At 72.3% G+C, this 20,552-nt stretch carries 6 protein-coding genes; all 6 read right to left on the bottom strand.

Going from position 1 to position 20,552, the window contains the following annotated elements:
* Positions 1-5: 5 nt before the first annotated feature.
* The 6 genes from AC1RLW_RS00735 to AC1RLW_RS00710 all read right to left on the bottom strand — a co-directional run bounded on the left by AC1RLW_RS00735 (position 6) and on the right by AC1RLW_RS00710 (position 20,504).
* Positions 6-1,865, bottom strand: a complete 1,860-nt coding sequence (locus tag AC1RLW_RS00735) for a putative porin (protein WP_369646544.1) — start codon at positions 1,863-1,865, stop codon at positions 6-8.
* Positions 1,862-2,605, bottom strand: a complete 744-nt coding sequence (locus AC1RLW_RS00730) for an energy transducer TonB (RefSeq protein ID WP_260684867.1) — start codon at positions 2,603-2,605, stop codon at positions 1,862-1,864. Before AC1RLW_RS00730 ends, AC1RLW_RS00735 begins: the two co-directional genes overlap by 4 nt.
* Before the next feature lie 10 nt (positions 2,606-2,615).
* Positions 2,616-3,029: an ExbD/TolR family protein gene (locus AC1RLW_RS00725; RefSeq protein ID WP_062474100.1), complete on the bottom strand. Its 414-nt coding sequence runs from the start codon at positions 3,027-3,029 to the stop codon at positions 2,616-2,618.
* Positions 3,030-3,041: 12 nt separating this feature from the next.
* Positions 3,042-4,850 carry a DUF2341 domain-containing protein gene (locus AC1RLW_RS00720; RefSeq protein WP_493191927.1) on the bottom strand — a complete coding sequence of 603 codons (1,809 nt, stop codon included), beginning with the start codon at positions 4,848-4,850 and terminating at the stop codon, positions 3,042-3,044.
* A gap of 81 nt (positions 4,851-4,931) precedes the next feature.
* Positions 4,932-6,590: a ShlB/FhaC/HecB family hemolysin secretion/activation protein gene (locus AC1RLW_RS00715; RefSeq protein WP_493191926.1), complete on the bottom strand. Its 1,659-nt coding sequence runs from the start codon at positions 6,588-6,590 to the stop codon at positions 4,932-4,934.
* A 258-nt stretch (positions 6,591-6,848) separates the two neighbouring features.
* The gene (locus AC1RLW_RS00710) at positions 6,849-20,504 is read right to left on the bottom strand and encodes a filamentous hemagglutinin family protein (protein ID WP_493191925.1); all 13,656 of its coding nucleotides are present in this window, start codon (positions 20,502-20,504) and stop codon (positions 6,849-6,851) included.
* Positions 20,505-20,552 lie beyond the last annotated feature (48 nt).

Below are 20,552 nucleotides of genomic sequence, written 5' to 3'. Positions count from 1 at the left end.
CCTTCTTAGAAACGCGCATTGAATTCGAGCTGCAGGGTGTCGATCGACAGCGGCGGGCCGTAGACCTCCTTGGTCGAGATCCAGCGGCCGGTGAACCACATGTTCTTGTCGATCGCGTACGAGCCGCCCAGGAAGTAGCCGCGCGCGTTGGTGCCGCCGCCGTGGAAGCTCGAATCGTTGTAGCCGTCGGGCATGGCGTCGGGCTCGATGCGCTTGTAGCCCGCGAGCACGTTCCAGTCGCCGCGCGCGGCCGGTGCCGGCTTGCCGTAGGTGGCCTGCAGCATGTAGGCGTTGCCGCCGCTCTTGAAGTCGGACTGGGTGGTGCCGCCGGTCGGGCCGAAGTTGTTCACGATGGCGCCGCGGATGCCGCCGCGCTTCCAGATGTCGTTGGCGTCGTAGGCGGTGTTGCGCACGAAGTTGGCGTCCAGGCGCAGGTTGTTGCCGGCCACCTGGGTGTCCCAGCGCAGGTTCAGGTCGATCAGGCGGAACTTCGAGGCCAGGCCCACGTACTGCGGCTGCGGCGTGCCGGCCGGGTTGAGCGGGTCGAGCGAGATGTCGCGCAGCAGCATGAGCGTGTTGCCCTTCTGCATGAAGGCCGGGCGCGACCAGTCGGTGCTGCAGCCATCGGCGCCCGCGTACAGCGCGCAGGGCTCGGAGACCTGGCCGCTGACGTTGCGGAAGTTGTAGTACGCCAGCGCGCCGCGCACGCGGTTGTCTTCGTTGATCTTCCAGTCGGCGCCCACCTGCGCGCCGAGCAGCCACTTGTTCTCGCTCTTCATCTTGCGCTGGCTGCGCGTGGGCGAACCGTCCGCCGAGTACTCGAGCGGAATGAGACCCAGCGTGCCGAACAGCGACAGGTCGCGGTTCGCAGCCAGCTTCTTGTCGAACTGCGCGGCAATGCCGTCGAAGTTCAGGTCGCTCGAATACAGCAGGTCGGTCGACATGAAGGGGTTGGCAAACCGACCGCCCGTCACGGTGAGCCAGTCGGTCGGCTTGTGCGAGATCCACATCTGGTCGAGCCACACGCTCTTCTTGCCCAGGCCGCCGCCCAGCGTGGTGGTGGTGGAGACGGGGCTTTCGTCGCTGCCCGAGGCCAGGCGCACGCCGGCCTTGGTGTTCTCCGACAGATCGGCCAGCAGGCCCACGCGTGCGCGGGCGCGGAACAGGTTGCGGCGGTCCTGGCGCGTGTTCAGGATCGACGGCAGCGACAGGTTGGTGTTCGGGTTGACGTCGTAGCCGCTGCCCTGGTTGAGCGAGGGCCAGTTGATCTCGATGTCGCTGTTGTTGCCGGCGTAGCTGCGCGATTCATTGCGCACGCGCACGTCGCCTTCGAAGCGGATGCGCTTGCTCCACTCGGGCGTCTCGTTGGGCGCGGCCCAGCCTTCGTCCTTGGCCTGGGCCATGACCTGCGCCTTGACCTCGTCGCGGATCTGGTCGCGCACGGTCTGCGAGATGTAGGGCACGCGCACGTCGCCGGCTTCGAGGCGCATGCCGCCCGCCACGGTGGCCGATGCGGCGGTGGCCGACACGGCCGCCTGGCGCTGTGCCTGCTGCGCGGCGATGGCTTCGGTCTGGGCCTGCGCCAGCAGCGCTTCGCCCACGTCCTTGGCGAGCGTGCCGCTCTGGATGAGGCCGCGGATCAGCTTGACCATGGCGGATTCGCCCGCGGGCGCGGCGGCGGTCTGGGCCATGGCGGTGCCGGCCGACAGCACGAAGGCGGAGGCCACGGCCGCCGCGAGCGCGCACTGGCGCAGGGCCGGCATCGCGCCCCGGCGCGGGAGGGTGTTGTGCAGGGTGTTCATCGCTTCGTTCACTGGAGGAAAGGAGTCGGGCCGGGCGTCGGCCGTACAGGTGTGGAAAGTCATGGCCGGCGGCCTTTCATCGACACGCGCATCGGAAAGCGCATCGAGGCCGGCGGACGTTCGTCGACGCGATCGAGCCCGCGCACCAGCGCCAGCACGGCCTCGTCGATGTCCTCGGTGCCGGTGCCGCGCACCAGCTGGGCGCGCGTGGTCTTGCCGTCGGCGCCGAGCCACAGGTCGATCTGGATGTCGTCGAACACCAGCTGGCGCGTGCGCGGGTCGCGCGACAGCGCCTGCTGCAACATGCTCGACACGTAGCGCGCATACGAGCCGCTGCCCAGGCCGCCGCCGGCGCCGGTGCCGCTCATGCCGCCGCCGCTGCCGGCCTGGATGCCGAAGGCGTCGTTGCCGGCCTGGCCGGCGCTGTCCATGGTCACCGGGTCGCCCAGGTCTTTCGAGGGGCTGGGCGGCGCGTCGTCCTTCGGCGCTTCCAGCGGCTCGACCGGCTTGGGCTCGGGCTCGACCACTTCGGGCTTGATCTTTTCCGGCTCGGGCTCGGGCAGCTTCTCGGGTTCGGGCGGCGGTGGCGGGGGCGGCGGCAGCATCAGCGTGGGCGCGTCGGCCACCACGCGCTTCTGGCTCGCGGTGTCGGACAGGAGCCGCCACACGAGCAGCGCCAGCGCCACGACGATCGCCAGGCCGATGACCACCCCGCCCCAGCGGCGCCACAGCGCGGCCGTTCCACCCGTGCCGCTGGAGCGCGGCGCGGGCGAGGCAGAAGAAATCGGGTCGCGAGGGTTCACGCTCCGGTCCTCACTTCTGCTTGCCGGTCACGAGGCCGATCTGGTTCAGCTCGATGCGGCGCAGCAGGTCGAGCACGTCGACCACCTTCGCGTACTGCACGCTGGCGTCGCCGCGCACGATCACGGGAAAGTCGGGCGACAGCGCCTTCTCGGTGCGCAGGCGCTCCTCGAGCTCGGGCAGCGTGACCGGGTAGGCGTCCAGGAACACGTTGCCCGCGTTGTCGATCGTGATGGCCTTGGTCTTGGGCTTTTCCAGCGCCACCGAGGCGCTGGCCTTGGGCAGGTCGACCTTGATGCCCGGGATGCTGGCGTTGCTGGTGAGGATGAAGATCACCAGCACCACCAGCAGCACGTCGACGAAGGGCGTGATGTTGATGCCGCCCGTGCGCTTGCGCACGGCGAACTTCGCGGCTGTGTTTGCCATGGTGCGCGGTCCTCAGGCGCGGCGCGCCTGCACGGCCACCGGCAGCGAGCGGCCCTCGCCCTGCTCTTCGGCCAGGCGCGTGACGAACTCGTCGACGAACACGGCCATGTCGGCACCGATGGCGTCCGAGCGCGAGGCCAGCCAGTTGTAGCCGAACAGCGCGGGAATCGCGACGCCCAGGCCGGCGGCGGTACACAGCAGCGCGGCGGCCATGCCGGGCGCCACCGAGTTGATGTCCACGGCGCCGGCCATGGCCGCCACCACGAACACCAGCATGATGCCGATCACGGTGCCGAACAGGCCCACGTACGGCGCGCCTTCGATGGTGGTCGACAGCCAGTTCATGCGCTTGGACATGCGCTCGGTCTCGCGCACCATCACGCCGTCCATCGCGGCGCGGATGGCGCCGATGGTGGAGGCCGAAACGGCGTTCAGGTCGTAGCCGCGGTCATGGCGGCGGCGCATCTCCTCGATGGCCACTTCGTACAGGCGCCAGAGCGAGGAATCGGCACGCACTTCCTGCGGCACCGTGTTGTTGGTGGCCAGGCGGTCCAGCGGCGCGCCGGCGGCTTCGCGGAAGTGCTCGATGAAGGTGGCGTTGGCGCGCGAGGTGGCGCCGAAGTTGCGGCCCTTGCCGATCATGATGGCCCACGACAGCCCCATCATCAGGCCCAGCAGGCCGACCACGATCCACGCGTCCAGCGGCATCGCGGCCAGGATGAAGCCGAAGTGGCTCTTGCCGGCCTGCTGCTCGTCGGGACCGAAAGCGGCCAGGCGCGACTCGGCGCCTTGCGACACGGCATCGGCCAGCAGCAGCGCGTCCGGGCGTGCGACCTTCGACAGGCGCACTTCGTCGATCGCGCCGGTGAACGGGGCGAAGCCGGCGGCGGGTGCAGCGCCCGGTGCAGCGGGTGCGGCAGCCGGTGCATCGGCACCGAGCGCAGCAGCGGTGTTCAGCGCGGGCAGCTTCGCGGCCAGCGACACGGCCGGACGGCCGCCCACATACAGCGCGACGCTGTCGCCCTCGGCCTTCACCGCCAGGTGCGACCACTGGCCGGCCTGCACCGGCTGGCCGGGCGTGCTGCGCTGGCCGTTCACCTGCACGAAGGGCACGCCCTGGTCGATGCCGACCACGAGCTCGCCGGCGCCGTCGCGGCGCGCATAGATCGCCTGGCGCGCGCCGAGCGAATCGGGCTTGATCCAGGCCGAGAAGGTCAGCGTGCCGCCGGCCGTCACGGCCAGCGAGGGCGTGGCGGGCAGCATCAGCGCACCGTTGCCGAGCTGGGCGCCCTTGCCGATGACCGTGCCTTCGACGGGGACCGCCGCGGTCTGGCCGTTGTTGCCGTAGGCGGTGGTGTCGCGCGGCGGCACCGCGCCTTCGGCGAAGTGGTAGACCAGCGTGTAGTCGGGGTCGAAGCTGCGCTGGCCGTTGCCCGAGGCCGGGGCCTTGGGGTTGCCGTAGTACATCCACAGCTTTTGCGGCGTGCCGGCCGAGACGTTGGGCACGTCGACCCAGATCAGCGCGATGCCCAGCAGCGGATCGAACTGCTCGATCTGGTGGTTGAGCACGGTCTTGTCGTCGCCCGCGACAAAGCGCAGGTCGGCGCCGGTCTCGCTCACGCCCTCGAACTTGAAGTTGCCCGTGTGCAGGCGCACCAGCACCGGCACGCGGCCGGCATCGCTGCCGATGGCGCCGGCCTGCGGGCCGCCGTCGATGGTGACGGGTTTGCGGTAGGCCCATTCGGCCTGCCACCAGGCATGGGCCAGGCCCGGCAGGAGCGTGCTCAACAACGTGAGCGCGATGAAAAGAAGTCGTCGCATGACAGGGTTCTCCGGAAAGCTCGTGGAATGAGAAAAAAATCGAAAAGAAGGAATGGCTGTTGCCGTCGGTCGTTCGTTCGGTCAGTAGCTCGCGGTGATGCTGAAATTCACCTGCGTGTCGTGCTTCCTGGTGCGCGGCCCGTCGACCAGCGGATAGCCGATGTCGACGCGGCCCGAGAAATACGTGCCCACCTTGAAGGTCGTGCCCACGCCCACCGAATACAGCGAGAAGCGCTCGGCCTGCTCGGGCAGCGGGCTCTTCAGGCGCAGCCGCGCGGCGTCGGCGAAGGCGTACACACGCCAGTTCTCGACGGTGCTGCCCAGGAAGGCGAGCGGCTTGCTGCGCAGCTCGACCGAGCCGACCACGCCGTAGTCGCCGGTGGCCTCGGCCGAGAGGTAGCCGCGCACCGAGTTCATGCCGCCCGCGGCGATCTGCTCGCTCGAGACGAGCGGCGAATCGGTCATCTGCGCGTTGACGCGGAAGGCCACCTGCGTGCCGCCCTCGAAGCTGTGGGCGCCGTTGAGGTCGGTCTTCAGCACCATGAAGCTGGGCGAGGCCTTGTAGCGCTTGTAGTCGAAGGCCGCCCAGTCGCTGCCGTACTTGAACGAGCTGCTGGTGCCCGCCACCAGCGACACGCCCACGCCGTACTGGCTCTTGTCGGTCTGGCGGAAGCCCGAGTACGACAGCGTGATCGGCGCGTACTTGAGCGGCACGGTGTCGCCGCTGCCCTTGAGCGTCAGCGCTTCCTTGTTGTTCTTGAAGTCGACACCCACGCTGAAGGCATGCCACCAGTTGCCGGTGTTGGGCACGGTGTAGGTGGCCTTCAGGCCGATCGAGTGGCCCTTGCCCAGCACGGTGGTGCCGCCCACGGTGGCCACGTTGCTGTCGGACACGAAGGCGTTGGCTTCGAGGCTCCAGTTCGTGCCCTTGAGCGGCGCGTTGTACGAGGCCGAGAACACCTGCGTCTGGTTCAGGTCCTGCGGCGCGCCGAAGAAACTGATGGAGGCGCTGTGGCCCATCTGCCAGAGGTTGTCGTGGCCCAGCGAGGCGCTGGCGCGCAGCTTGCGCGTGTCGGCGCTGTAGTCGTTGTTCAGGCCCACGCTGGCGCGCCACGGGCTCTGGTCCTCGACCTTCAGGTCGACGTCCATCGTGCCCGGCATCGCACCCGGTCGCACCAGCGGCATCACCTGGCGCTTGGGGCTGCGGTTGAGCGCGGTGAGCTCGGCCTGGGCCTTGTTGAAGTCGGGCACGCCGCCCTCCTTCAGTGCCGGCACCTGGTCGCGCACGTCGAGCGGCGAGTTGTACTCGGCGCCCACCACGCGCACGCGGCCCACGCGGGTCTCGTTGACCTGCAGGAACACCACGCCCTGCGTGACCTGCTGTTCGGGCAGGTCGACGTACACCGACTGGTAGCCCGCCGCCTGGTAGGCCGCGAGCAGCGCGTCGCGCGCGCCCTCCACGTCCTTGAGCGTGCGCTCTGGGCCGAGGAAGGGCGTGACCGCCTTCTCGATGGCGCGGGCGTCGAGCACGGTGTTGCCGCGCACGATGTATTCGGCGATGTCGACCTTGCGGGCCGGTTCGGTGGCTGCGGGCGCACCCGCGGCCGGTGGGGTGGCCGAGGTCGCGGCCGGCGTGGAGACAGCGGCAGGTGCTTGTGCGAACGCTGCCGCCGGGGCACCGATCGCCATCACCGCCAGCCACACCGCTCTCCAGCAGGTCGGTGGGGCGTTCTTCTTCATGTCATGCATTTACAGCTCGGTTCTCAAGGATGAAGCTCGCGTGGCAGCGGCTCATGGTGGAGAGCCTTCATGTCGCTGCTGCGTACCGATACCTAGACGCACGGCGTGCGCGGCGACTGTCGTTTGTCACGAAAACTTCATCAAGAAATCGGCACGAGGTCCGGCGCGACGGGTTTCGCGCACATAAGAAGAAGGGCCTCCGCATGGGAGGCCCTTCTGTTTTTTCCGCCTGCGCGGGTAGCGCAAAGGTTCAGCGCCTCAGCGTTTCAGCCCCCGCTGCTCGCCCGGCGTGAGCGACTGCATCTGCGCGGTCGTGAGCGCGCCCGCGCCGAGCACCTGCACCACGCCCTTGGGGTCGTAGGCCGCGCCGCTGCGCTCGCGGCCGGCACCGCCGCCACCGCCCTCGCCGCCCGCGGGTTCGTTGCCGAAGCCGAGCACGCGCACGGTGAACACCGAGGGCAGCGCCTGGCGCTGCGCCGCGCGGTCGCGCTGCACGGCGTCCTGCGCCGCGGTGGCGGCCTGCGAGGCGGCGGCGCTGGCGTTGGTGAGCGCGCCCACGTTCACCGCCGCCACCACCGGAACGCCGGTGGACTTGCCCTGCACCTGGATGTTCTCGGCATTGGCCACGCGCAGCGCCGCCAGGTTCACGTTGCCCGACACGCGGATGCCCGCCTCGCCGGCGTCGATGGTGCCCAACGGCGCGATCAGGTCGATGTCGCCCGGCGGCACCTCGGGGATCGGGTTCAGCGTGGCAATGCCGGCGCCGGTGTTGGGCGTGGTCGGCGACAGGCTGACGTTGCCGGCGTCGTCGTACAGGCGCCGCTGCGGCGTGTAGACCACGGTCGACTTGGAGCCGCGCCCGGCGTTGATGTCGCCCTGCGCCGACCAGGCCAGGATGCCGCCGCCGAAGGTGGTGAAGATGCGGCTCTGGCCCAGCAGGATGCTGTCCAGCGAATAGATCTGCACCTCGCCCGCGCCCTGCGTCAGCACGCCCGAGCCCTCGCCCGGCACGAAGCCGCCGTCCACCCCCACCAGCGTGCGCCCGCCCGGCACGAGGATGTTCACGTTGCCGCCGAAGTTGGTGTGGATGCCGGCATCGAGCGCGTCGTACACGCCGATGTCGCTGGGCCGGCCAGCAGCCGTCCAGGCGTCGCGCCGCAGGTAGCTCTTGCCGGCCTGCGGGCGCTTGGTGAACGGGTCCGAGCTGCTCGCGTAGTAGTTGGCGCTGCTGAACATGGTCAGGTCGCCCTGGTAGCGGCGCGCGCTGCCGTCGGCGCCCTGCGCGGGGAACAGTGTGGCGATGGCCTCGCGCCCGCGCAGGTAGCTGCCCCGGCGCGGGCCGCCCTCCTCGTTGTACTCGCGCCCGCCGGCGCGCAGCTCGGCGAAGTACACGTTGCGCAGGTACACCTGCTGCTGCTCGGGCGGCAGCGCGGCGAAGAAGGCCTGTGCGTCCATGGTGGCGGCATCGAAGTGGCGGCCCTGGCTGTTGCGTCCGCCGAAGCGGTCGCGCAGCCAGTTCACCAGGTGCAGGCCTTCGGCCAGGCCGAACTCGCGCACCAGGTCGCGGCGCGTGCTGCCGCCGCCTTCGCTGCGCTGGCCGTCGATCTCGGCCTGCTTGCGCTTCAGGTAGGCGTCGGCACCGGCCTCGTCGCCGCCGTAGCCGAACTGCTGCGACAGCCAGCCGGCCAGCGTGAGCTCGCCGCCATAGCTGTACAGCGCGGTGCCGGGCTGGTCGGCGAAGGGCTGGCCGCTCGCGGCGCGGCGCTTGGGGTCGAGGTAGCGCGCGGCGAAGCCGGCCCAGTCCGGCCCGTCGCGGCCCACGCCCACCGCCACCGAGATGCCGGCGCCGCTGCTGCGGTCGCCCGGCTTCACGTTGACGATGGCGCCCAGGCTCTTGAGCTCGCCCTTGTCGGCCATGTACAGCTCGCGCCCGGCGCTCAGCGCCAGCTCGCCGGGGCCGGCGATGTGGAAGCTGCTGTTGCGGATGTCGCGCCCGGCCTCCACCACCGACACGTCGTCGGCGTGGCGGTGCACGATCAGGTTGCCGCGCGCCGAGGCGGCGTTCAGCGTCTGCGGCTGCGACGGCAGTTCCGGCCGGCCGGGGAAGTCGCGCCCGCGCCAGCCCGCGCCCTCCGACGGCACGAGATCGACCTCGCCCAGCGCGGTGCCGGCGCCGACGATGTCGCGCCCGGCGCGGATCGCCACCGGGCCCGCCCCTTCGTACCAGAGCCCGTTCGGCGTCGCCACGCCGGTGTTGGAGCCGCGGTAGACGATCGAGCCGGTGCGCAGGCCCACGATGTCGCCCTCCAGCGCATAGAAGCGCGACGGCGGCTGGCCCGCCGGCGCCACGTCGGCCACGCTGGGCGAGGTGAGCGTGAACAGCGGAAAGCGCAGCCACGAATTCTGGCCGTCCAGTGCAATGGAGGGCAGCAGCGCGTCGGCGGCCGTGTTGTGGATCAGCTCGCGGCCGTACCAGAGTTCGCCGCCCAGCGCGGCGAAGCCCGGCTGGAACGGGTCCACCAGCCGCGACGGATCGGCGCCCGAGGGCGTGATGGTGTAGCCCGCCGCATGGATCGAATCGCGCGCCAGCAGCTCCAGCTGCGCGGTACGCTTCACCGCGTACTGCGGGCCGACCGGCGACGGCGCCAGCGTGAGGCTCCAGGGCGACAGCACCGGCCCGTTGCTCGATTCGTCGCGCACGCCCGAGCTCGCGCTGCCGTAGTACAGGCTGCCGCTGGCCGCCAGCGCGCGCAGCACCGCCGGGTAGACGAAGCGGCCGTCGGTCGCCTGGTGGTTGGTGCGATCGCCCAGGTCGGTCCAGCCCAGCGTCGGCGTGAGGTTGCCGCCGGCGCTGAACAGGTCGATCGCGGTCGACGGCGTCCACAGCGAGAACCAGGTCCAGCCTTCGCCCGGGTGCTGCGTGCCGTTGGCGCTGAAGGGCGTGCCGTGCGTGAGCGTGGGCACGCGCCCCGGATCGGCCACGCCGCCCAGCACCAGGTCGCCGCGCGCGTCGAGCCGCACGCCGGCGTCGCCGGGGATCAGCACCGGGCCGCCCGAGGCGATCGACGAGCCCGCGACGTAGGGGCTGAGCGCGCGCGAGTCCTTCGGGCCGGGGGTGCCGAAGTCCAGCTCGATGCCGCCCACCGCGCCGCTTTCCAGCCGCAGCGCGCCGCGCAGGTTGGCGAAAACCCCGTTCAGGTCCAGCCGCATGCGGTCGTAGCGCTGGAGGCTGCCGGCCTGCCAGGTGGTGCTGGCGGGCACTGCGCGCACCTCGGGCGCCGGGTTCAGCGTGCCGCCGATGCGCACGTCCAGGTCGCCGCCGCCGGTCAGCAGCAGCTCGCCCGCGCGCGTCACGCGGCCGGTGCTGCCCACGGCGAGATGCAGGCCCTGGCTGCGCGCCACGTAGGTGGCGCTGTGGTCGCCCATCTGCTCCATCATCCCGGCGTTGCCGCCGGTCTCGAACACCAGGTTGCCGCCGCCCAGCGTGCCGATGCCGGTGAAGCCCACCAGGTAGGGCCAGAGGCCGCCGAGGTCGTAGGTCGTGCCTTCGTGGCCCGCGACGTAGCTGCCGAAGTTGATCCACCACGCGGTGGGCACGCCTTCGGCGCCCGGCACCACGCTGCCGGTGCCCTGGCGCCACAACCAGTTGCCGAGCATGGCGCTGGGCATCTGCTTGCGGAACACGCCCAGTTCGTCGGTCGTGCGGCGCATGTTGCCGCGCACGCCGATGGTGTCGCCGCGCGCATCGCCCTGCACGCGCATGCGCAGGTTGCCGCCGTGGTCGGGGTACCAGGCGCGGTACAGGCTCTGGCTGTCGACGAACTGCTCGAAGATGTCGTAGCCGCCGTTGAGCACCGTGCCTTGCGGGCCCTTGGCGCGCGGCAGGTGGAAGTCGGCGTCGTCGGCGCGCGCCACGGCGCGCGTGCCGGCGGTGTAGATGCCGTAGGGCGAGCGCTGCGTGAAGTCGTTGCCGGCCAGCAGGTCCAGGTCGCCGGTGCCGGTGCGCACCACGCTGAACAGCGGCTGGCGCACGGGGTAGGACTTGAAGTCCCAGACCTCGGGGGTCTCGGAGACCAGATCGCAATAGCCGATGTCGCACATGCCCCAGGACACTTCCTCCGGCGTGAGGATCACGCCCTTCCCGCCCAGGCCTTCGTCCTCCGCCTGCTGGTTCCAGGACCACACCTTGCCGCCGGAGACCAGCTGCTTCGTGAAGGCGTTGCCGTAGTGCGTGTCGGCCAGCAGCAGGTCGCGCTGCGGCCCGCGCGGCTGCAGCGCGCGGCTGTCGGCGGCCTGCGTGTCGGCACCGGCCACCAGGCGCATCGACCACGACTGCGAGCCCTCGGCCAGCATCGGCGCGATGGCGAAGTTGCGGCCCTGGTTGCCGTCGCCATCGGCCAGGCGCAGCCGCACCGACGCCGCGCCGCCGGGCAGCACGACCACCGTCTCAGCCGGGATGACGGCGCCGCGCTGCAGCGGCACCTCGCGCGCCAGCACCGGGCCGTTGTAGCGGTAGAACGGCGGCTGGTTGACGTCCAGCACGGCGCCGTCGGGGAACGGCAGCGGCACGCCGACCGGCCACAGCATCGGGCCCACCTTGGCCGCGCCCGCCAGCCGCACGCCGGGGTCCAGCTGCATGTTCGCGCCCAGCACGAGCGGCTGCGCCAGCACGGTGCCGGCCGCATGAAGGACCTGGCCGGACGCATCGCGCACCGCGCCGCCAAGCACGGTGCCCGCGGGCAGCGTGTAGCCCTCGGTGAGCACCGCGCGCACCGGCAGCACGGTGCCGGCGGCCAGGCTCATGGCCTTGAGCGGCGCCTGGAAGTTGAGCGCGCGCCCGGGCTGCAGGAAGGTGTTCTCGGCCAGCGTGACCACGCCGCCGCGCGGCACCACGACGTCGCCGCCGAAGGGCACGCGCCCTTTCAGCAGCACCCAGCCGTCGTCGTCGCGCGTGGCCGGCAGCGCCGAGGTGTCGAAGCCGTCGTTGATGCTGCCGTGGATCTTCAGGTTGCCGCCCGCGCGCATCACCAGCGCGCCGGCCTCGCCCGAGCCGTAGACGCCGGTGCGCTGCGTGCGCGCGTTGAGGCTGTCGTAGCGGAAGGCCGAGAGGTCGAGGTCGCCGTCGATCTGCAGGTCGCCATCGGGCGTGCGGCTCACGATCTGCACGCCGGGGCGCAGGTGGAAGGCATCGCCGTAGGCGCGCAGGCCGGCCAGCCTGCCGTCGACCAGCGCGCCGTTGGCCAGCACGTTGCGCATGAAGGCCGTGCTGTCCTCGTGCTTGGCCTGCAGGTAGGCCTGGTCGATGCGCTGGTAGGGCCGCCCGCTGATGTCCGGGTCGGTGCCCGTGGGCGCGTCGTCGTAGCGGAAGAAGCCGTTGACGGTGATCGTGCGCGCGCCCTCGATGCGCTGCGTGCCGCCGGCGTCGATGTCGATGTCATTGCCGCGCGCGCCGCCCAGCCGCGGCGCGTTGAGCTCCACCGTGCCGAAGGCGCGCGGCGTGCCGTCGGTGCCGGCGCGCAGGTCCATGCGCGCGCCGCTCTCCAGCACGAGGCGGCCCTGGCCGCTGTCGATCTCGATGGTGGCGCGGTTGGGCGCCTCGATGGCCTGGCCGTAGCTGTCCACGCGCAGCCGCGTGCCGTGCGCGTCGAGCAGCGCGTTGCCGGCGAGGGTGACGCCGTCGCGCGCCGCCAGCCGGATGCTGCCGACCTGCACGCCGCCGGCGTCCACGGTGCCGACCACGGTGAGGTGGCCGCCGTCGACCGAGAGGTTGATCTCGCGCGCCTTCAGCTCGTCGCCCACCACCAGGTCGCCCTGCTTGAGCTGGAAGCTGCGCTCGCCGACCACGCCGCCGTCGGTCAGGCGGCGGTTCAGGCCGGCGAAGTCGGCCAGGCGCTGCGCGCGCACGTCGATGCGCCCCGCCGCGTAAGGCACCGCCGTGCCGCCCGCGTCGTACTCGCCGTTGCTGCCGCCGGCGATGCGGCCCAGCAGCTCGACCTGGCCGGCACCCGCGCCGAGCGCGGTGACGGCCAGCCGGCCGGCGCGGTTGTTCTGCGCCGAGAGATCGATCTGCGCGCCCGCGGCCTGGCGCACGTTGCCCGTGCGGCTTTCGATCTCCACGTCGCCGCCCCAGCTGTACTTGTCGACGTCGAAGAAGCGCAGGCGCCGGCCGGCCAGGTCCAGCCGCGCGCCGTCGTTCAGCTGCACGTCGCCGTCGGCGCGCAGCACCAGCTTGCCGCTGGGCAGCACCACGGCGGTGTCGAGCGTCACGCTGCGCCCGTCGATGGCGATCTCGGCGCCCAGCGCACGCGACGCCTCGGCGTCGGTCATCGTGGCCGGTTGCATGCCTTGCGGCGCGGCCACGCGCACGTCGCCGCCGGCGGTGTAGCGCATCACCGAGCCGGCCTCGCCGGTCAAGAGCGGCGTGTCGATGCGCAGCGCGCCGCCTGTGCGCACGTAGCCCTTGGCCGCCTCGTCCCACGCGCCCTGCGACTGGTAGACCGAGAGCGAGCCCTTCTGGCGCGCCGTGACCTGCTCGCTCGCGTTGAGTTGCACCTCGCCGAAGCCCAGCACCAGCCGGTCCATGTCGTGCACGGTGTCCACGCGCATGTCGCGCGCGGCGCCCGCCTCGATGCGCCGGGCGTCGATCTGCAGCCGGCCGCTGCCGGTGCCCGCGCCGCCGGTGGCCACCAGGCCGGGCGGCGTGCGCGTGCCGTTCCACACCAGCACGTCGGTGTGGATGCGCGCCACGCTGTCGGCATCGCCCCAGCCGTAGATGGCGGGCGTGGTCAGCATCAGGCGCGCGATCGTCGACTGGCCGGTGGCGGGGTCGATGGTCGACAGCTGCGTCGAGCCGAAGAAGTTGACCGCGTCGCGCACGGTGAACACCAGGTTCTCCAGCGCGGGTGCGCCGGTGCTGGTGTCGCCGCGCAGCAGGCGGTCGAGCACGGACTGGTTCAGCGTCAGGCCCGGTGGCAGCGCGCCGCGCGCGGCGGCATCGCCCAGCGCGCGTTCGCCGCCGACGTTGATGCCGCCCAGTGCCAGCACCAGGTTGCGCGTGCCGTAGCGCGTGCTTTCGCCCAGCGTGAAGGCCTGGTCGGTGGCGGCGGTGATGGTGCCTTCGGAATACAGCCGCGCGCCGGCGCTGCAGCTGCCGCTGGGGGCGCACACGCCGATGTCGATGCGGCCGGGGCCCGTTTGGCCGCCGCTCGATGCAGACGGCGGCTGGATGTCGATCCAGCCGTTGGACACCGCCAGCACGCTGCGCAAGCCCGGCTCGTAGATGTAGCCGCGGCGCGAGTCCCAGGCCGCCGGCCCGCGACCCAGCGTGTCGATGCCGGCACCGGACTCGACGGTGATGCCCGAGTCGCGGCGGTCGGTGACCAGGAACACCTCGCCCGCGCGCAGCACCGCGCCCTCGCGCAGCACGATGCCCTCGGCGGCGCCGCTGAAGCCCAGGCGGTTGGCGTCCCTCAGCCGATCGGCCGCGGTGGCGTCCTGCACGAAGGTGCCCGCCGGCGCGCCGCCGATGGCCAGCTGCGCGGCGCCGATGGCGTTGAGATCGCGCGCATGCAGCGAGGTGCCCTTGAAGTCCGGCGTGGGCGCGGCGCCGTCGCCCAGCACCTCGAAGGAGCGCGCCGTTCCGCCGATCACCAGCGCCGTGCCGCCCATGCCGTCGCCCACCGTGGCGTAGCGCGCGGTGCCAGCGAAGCGCAGCGCGGGTTCGCCGGGCATCTCGCCCGCCGTGCCCTTCAGGCCGAACTGGAAGCGCAGCGCCTTGGCGTCGCGCTCCAGCAGCGGGCGCGGCACGCCGTCGCGCAGCGCCTGCGCCACGGCGAAGTCGGCATAGCCGGTCTCGTTGTACTGCGCGTAGGTGCGCAGCACGTCGCCCGGCGTGAACACCGCCTGCAGCGGCAGCGCGTCGTGGATGCCGGTGCCGGCCACGCCCAGCTGCGCGGGCGCGGTGTAGGAGCCGTTGCGCATCGCCGTCGCGCTGCCCGGCGCGCCGACCTGCGCGGCCAGCCCGTTGAGCTCGACGCGGAAGGCGCCGGGCAGCAACGCGTAGGTAGAGGGCATCAGCGTGTAGCGGCCCGGCGGCAGGCCGGGCACGCCGGCGCCGATGGTGATCTGCCGGCCCACTGCCGGATCGCTCGCGCCCTTCTCGGCGCCGAGCGGCGCCTGCAGCGGCTGCACGCCCGGCACGATGGCATAGACCGGGTTGGTGGCCAGGCCGGGCAGCACGAAGCCCTTGCGCTGCGCGCCCACCTGCACCAGCGGGTGCATGCGCGCGTCGGTGGAACCGCCGCGACCGGCCAGGAAGGCGGTGCCGGTGAGCGTGCCGCCGCCCGACATGTCGAGCACCGCGCCCTCGCGCACGTCCACCGCGTGGCCGGACAGCGTGATGGCCGGGCCGACGCCGGGCACGCGGTAGGCCACGTCCTTGCCGTTGAAGAGATAGGTCAGCCCGTCCTGCGTGCCGCCGTAGGGCATCAGCAGCCCGTCGGCGCTGACCGAGGTCAGGCTGCCCGCATGCAGCTGCACGGTGCTGGTGGAGGTGTCGCCGAAGACGCTGCCCAGCGCGATGCCGCCCAGCGGCGCGCGCAGCACGCCGCGCTGCTCGATGTGGGCGGCGTGGAAGGTGAGCGAACCGAAGGCCGACTGCGGCATGGCCGGCGTGTCGCCCACGCGCTCGATCACCAGCCGGCGGTTCATGTCCATCTCGGCCTGGCGGGTGCCCCACTTGTCGATGACGTTGCGCTGGCCGACCTGCACCAGCCCGCTGTCGCCGGTGGCCGGATAGATCTGCGCCGCCGCCAGCGTGAGGTCGCCCGGCACGTAGAACCTGGCGTTGTTCGAGAAGCGCAGGTCGCCGCTGCTGCGCAGCAGCGTGCGGTCGAAGGCGTTGCGCTCCACGACCAGGTCCTCGGGCACGTTGCGCACGATGGTGCCGCGCACGCCCTGCTGCACCATGCCCGCCAGGTCGATGAGCTGCGCGTCCAGCCGCAGCGAACTGCCGGCCGACACCAGCGGCACGCCCAGCGTGCCGGCCCCTCCGCCCGCGTTGCGCGAGCCGAGCACCGGGTTGGGCAGGATGTAGTCGTCGATCTGGGTGCGCCCGCTGGCGGCCAGGCGGATGTAAGGCGCCGCCAGTGCCACGCGCGCATCGGGCGCGGACGCCTCGGCCAGGGCCAGCGCGGTGGTGGTCAGGCGCAGGCTCTGGCCCAGCGAGAGGTCGACGCTGCCGTCGAAGGACAGCATGCCGTGGCTGAGCAGCGACAGGTTGTCGAAGCCGCCGTCGTGGATGCGGTCGACGCCGATGCGCGCCGTGCCGTAGGCCAGCGCGCCGTGCGCCTGGCCCGGACGCAGGCCGGCGGCGTCGGCCACCGCGCTGCGGCCCTGCACCTGCGCCAGCAGCATCTCGCGCGGCACGCGCACCGCGTCGTCGACGTTCTCGCCCTTCAGGTTGTAGCGCGCCACCGTGCCGTAGAGGGGCGTGTCCAGGTTCAGCGCCAGCATGCCGCCGGCCGCGCCCGCGCCGCCCGCGGCGGCGCGCATGTCGCCGTCCAGGAACAGGCCGCGGAAAGAGCTCAGCGCGATGGTGCCGCCGTGGCTGGCGACCTCGGTCGCGCCACGGCCCGGCAGGTCGAGCGTCGCCGACGTGCCCGAGGCCTCCAGCCGCGCGCCGGGGCGCAGCACCACGAAGGCATCGGCCGCGTCCACCTGCGTGGCATCGAGCACGTGACGCGCGCCGATCTCGATGGTGCCGCCGTTGGCCACCTGGCCGTAGCGGTGGCCGCGCGCGTCGGTGGCCACCACCGGGCGCGCGGCGACGTCGATCAGCGCGTGCTCGCCGATCCAGTACGAGCGCGCATTGGGCATACCGTCGGCCAGGTTGCGCGCGTTGCTCATGCCGTGCTCGCCCGGCAGCAGCGCGACGCGACCGCCCCAGGCCGAGAGCGTGCCATCGACCGTGATCTGGTCGTTGCCGCGCAGCGTGAGCGTGCGGCCCGGATCGAGCGCGATGTGGGCGCCCTCGCCCACCACCAGCGGCGCGCGCTGGTAGAGCGTGCCGGCCTCCAGCGTCAGGTCGGCGCCGGCGCGCTGGGTGAGCTTCTGCTTCACCGGATCGTCCTGGTACACCGGCGGCATCCACAGCGGCAGCGCGGTGGACGGGTCGGCGCCGGTGGGCGCGAGCGCGCCGGCGATGGGGTCGAAGCGCTGCACCGGCATGCGCACGTCCACGCGCGCGCCGTCGGCCACGGCCACGCCGTCCTGGCCGCGCACCGCGTACTGCGCGAAGCCGCTGCGGAACAAGTCGGTGTCCAGGCGCAGCAGCGGTTGCACCGCGACCGCGCGCGGCAGCGCGGTGCCGGCGACGATCGGCGTGCCCGCGGGCATCACGGTGTCGGCGGCGGCCACCGTGCCGGCCTTGTACGACGTGGTCTTGGGCGGGATCGGCAGGCCCGAGGGGAACACGTCCTTGGGCAGCACGTAGCCCTGGGCCAGCAGGGTGATGGCCGCCAGCACGCTGCCGGCCGGCACCGTCTGGCCCGGCTCGTAGCCCTTGCCGTCGAGCAGGAACGCCTGCGTGCCCGGCGGCACCACCCAGTCGGCGCCGGTGACGACGGTGCGCGCGTTGCTGACGCCGGGTTGCACGCTCTCCTTGAGCGCCTCGCCCGGCAGCGCACGCGACACCGTGACGGCGAAGTCCATCGGAATCTCGCTGCCGGCCGCGATCACGTAGTCGCCGGCCAGCCGCAGGAGCACGGTGCTGCGGCGCCCCGCCGCGAGCTGCCCGTCGCCGCCCGCGGGCAGTTCGCCGATGCCGATGGCCGCGCCGTTGGCCAGCGTCAGCTTGCCGCCGCCCTTCACGCCGTGGCCGCGCACCTCGCCGTCCATGCGCAGCGTGCCCGGGCCCGCGCCATCGTTGCCGGGCTGGGCCGCCATCAGCGTCACGTCGCCGCCACGGCCGCCGCGCAGTTCGTTGCCGGCCAGCAGGGCCGCGCCGCCCGACACGTCGACCACACTGCGCGCGCCGAGCACCACATCGCCGGTGCTGCGCAGCGTGACCTGCCCGCCGTCCACGTAAGGCAGGCCCTCGATGCGATCGGGCGACTGCGCGATGTGGCTCCACAGGCCGCGCGCATCCAGCCGCACGCCCTCGCCCACCGCCACGCGCGGCGCGTAGCCGACCGGCAGCACGTCGGCGATGGAGATGTCGACCCAGCTGCCGCCGTTGGCGCTGGCGAAGCGGCTGACCAGGTCGCCCAGCGCGATGCTGCCGCCGCGCGCGACCAGGTCGGCCTCCACCGCCACCGTGGGCGCGTGCAGCGCGATGCTGCCGCCGGGCGCGACGGCAAGCGCGGACGTCACCGCCACCGTGTCGTTCGCATAGGCGACGACGCCGCCCAGGCGCTGGCGCTGCAGCCACTGGCTGTCGATGCGCACATGGCCCGCGAGCTCCTTCGGCAGCGCCTCGCCGGCGGCCAGTGCATCGGCCAGCGAGGCGGGCGAGATCGGCGCCTCGGCGAAGGTGACGCGGTCGACCCGCGCGGACGGGTTGTCGCGCAGCAGGCCGGTGGCGGCGTCGTAGACCGGCGCCACGCCGCCGATGACCAGGCGCCCGGCCAGCGGGGCCGCGGTCTGCAGCTGGCGGTAGCCGTCCAGCCCCGCATCGCGCTTGCGTTGCTGGCGCTCGCCCTGGAACACGGTGGCGTCGATGTCGCCTTCGAGCACCGCGGCGCGCGTGCCGACCTGCACCTGGCCGGCGTCGCGGCCCACGGTGTAGCCGTTTTCCAGCCGTTCGCGCGGCGCGATCAGCGGGTTGTAGAAGTAGCCGGTGGTGGTCTTGCCCCAGCGCGCGTGCTCGTCCTCGAAGCCGCGGTACAGGCCGGTGTAGACGATGTCGGCCGGCGCGGTCGACAGGTTGTACAGGCGCCCGTCGGGGCCCTTGAGCCAGCTCTGCTGCAGCCGGCCGGTCTGCACGTCGAGCGTGCCGCCGGCCACGTTGATGCGCGAGCCGCGCTGCGTGACCAGCTCGCCGCCGGCAAAGGCCACCGTGCCGCCCGACGCGGCCCATTCGCCGACCGTGTGGCCGTCGGTGTTGAGGTAGCCGCCGACCTCCAGCAGCCCACCGCCGGTGTACCAGCGCTCGCCGGCGTAGCCGTTGACGCCGGCCGCCACGCGCACGAGGTCGCGGCGGTCGATCCACATGTCCAGGTTGTTCAGGCGCTTGCCGTCGCGGTTGAGCGGCGCATCGCGCTGCTCGTTGCCTTGCACGTTGATCTTCACGTTGTTCGACGCCATGGCCACGCCGACGCCGACCGCGCCGGCCACGTCGATGGCGGCGCCGCTGGCCACGCGCGTGCGGCGCTCGGCGCGCGCCTGCACCTGGCCGCCGGTGGCCAGGGTGAGCGAGCCGCCGTCGAAGTCGATGTCGCCGGCCGAGTCGATCTTCACCAGCGACTGGTCGCGGCGGTTGTAGCCGCCGTCGCTCAGGCGCATCGAGTCTTTCAGCAGGGTGTCGCGCTGCACGTCGAGCGCGGTCGCGCCGTCGTTCTCCAGCACGATCGCGCTGGTGCTCTGCGGCGCCAGCGTCACGCGCGCTTCGCCGGCCTCGCCCACCGCCCGCAGGTGCAGCGTGCCGCGCGTGTTGACCGAGCTGCTGGACAGCAGCACGCCCTGCTGCTCCACGGTCTTGCCGACCAGGGTCACGTCGCCGGTCGGCGCGGCGATCAGGCCGGTGTTGCGCACGCGGCCGGCGGCGCTGCCGGCCAGGCGCAGCGGATCGACCTCGTTGCCGCGCGTGCTCGAGTCGCTGTTGCCGTCGGTGCCCATGCCCTTGCGGATCACGAAGGCGTCGCCGGCGGCCAGCACGGTCTGGCCGTTGGCGGTCGTGATGCTGCCGTGGTTGTGCGCCTCGCGCCCGGCCAGCAGCACGTAGCCGCCGCCCTCCGTCACGCTGGTGGGCCGGCGCGTGGCGATGCGCGCGCCGGGCGCCACCACCACGTCGGCGGTGGCCGCGCCGTGCGTGGCGCCGGTGGCGTGGAGCACCAGGTCGTTGGCCAGCACCGGCACCTGGGTGCTGCCGCGCGTTTCGCTGTACAGGCCACGCTTGAACTGCGCGTCGCTCATGCCCACGGCCGCGGCCACGAGGTTGCGCGTGTCGACCTGGCTGCTGCCGCTGAACACGATGCCGTTGCGGTTCACGACCATCACCGTGCCGTCGGCCTGGATCTGCCCCTGGATCTGCGAAGGCCGCGCCTTCGGGTCGTTCACGCGGTTGAGCACCGACCAGCTGGCCTGCTGGTCGAACTTCACCGTGGTGTTGCGCCCGACGTTGAAGGTCTCCCAGTTGAGGATCGCCTTGTCGGCCGTCTGCTCGACCGTCACCACCGTGCGGCCTGCGGCCTGGCGTTGCGAATCGGGCGTGAGCGGGCGTGCGTTGTGCCAGCCGGCGGTGAGCGAGTTCGTGTCGACCTTCAGGCCGCCTTCGGCCAGGCCATCGGGCACCGACGGATCGTGCTGCGCGGCGGCGCGCGCCGCGGCCTGCGCCGACTGCTGCGCCGCGATGACGCGCGCCGCCAGGTTCAGGTTGCCGAGGGACTGCTGCAGCTGTTCGTTGGCACGCTGCTGCTGCGCCTGCGGCCCCGCGAGCATCGCGGCGGGCAGGCCGTTGGGCAGGCGGCCGGTGGCGAGCGCGGTGCTCTGCGCCATGTTTTTCTGCGCCATCCAGGCGCCGCTGAACGCCTGCTGCGCCTGCGCGCCGTCGAACGCGGCGCCGCCGGCCAGCAGCAGCGCGATGGCGCGCACCAGCGGCGTGAGCCGGACCTGCGCGAATGCGGCGGATGAATAAGAAGAAGAGGACGCGTTCGGCGGATTGCGCCGGGACACCGTGCGGCGGCTGCTGCGTTGCATGCGGACTTCCATGGGTTCGTGTTTCGTTGCTCGATCGGGGCCACGAAG

Source organism: Variovorax sp. GW822-FHT04A09 (assembly GCF_058801005.1).
The sequence above is the reverse complement of the archived record's forward strand: the minus strand, read 5'-3'. Positions and strand labels throughout refer to the sequence as shown.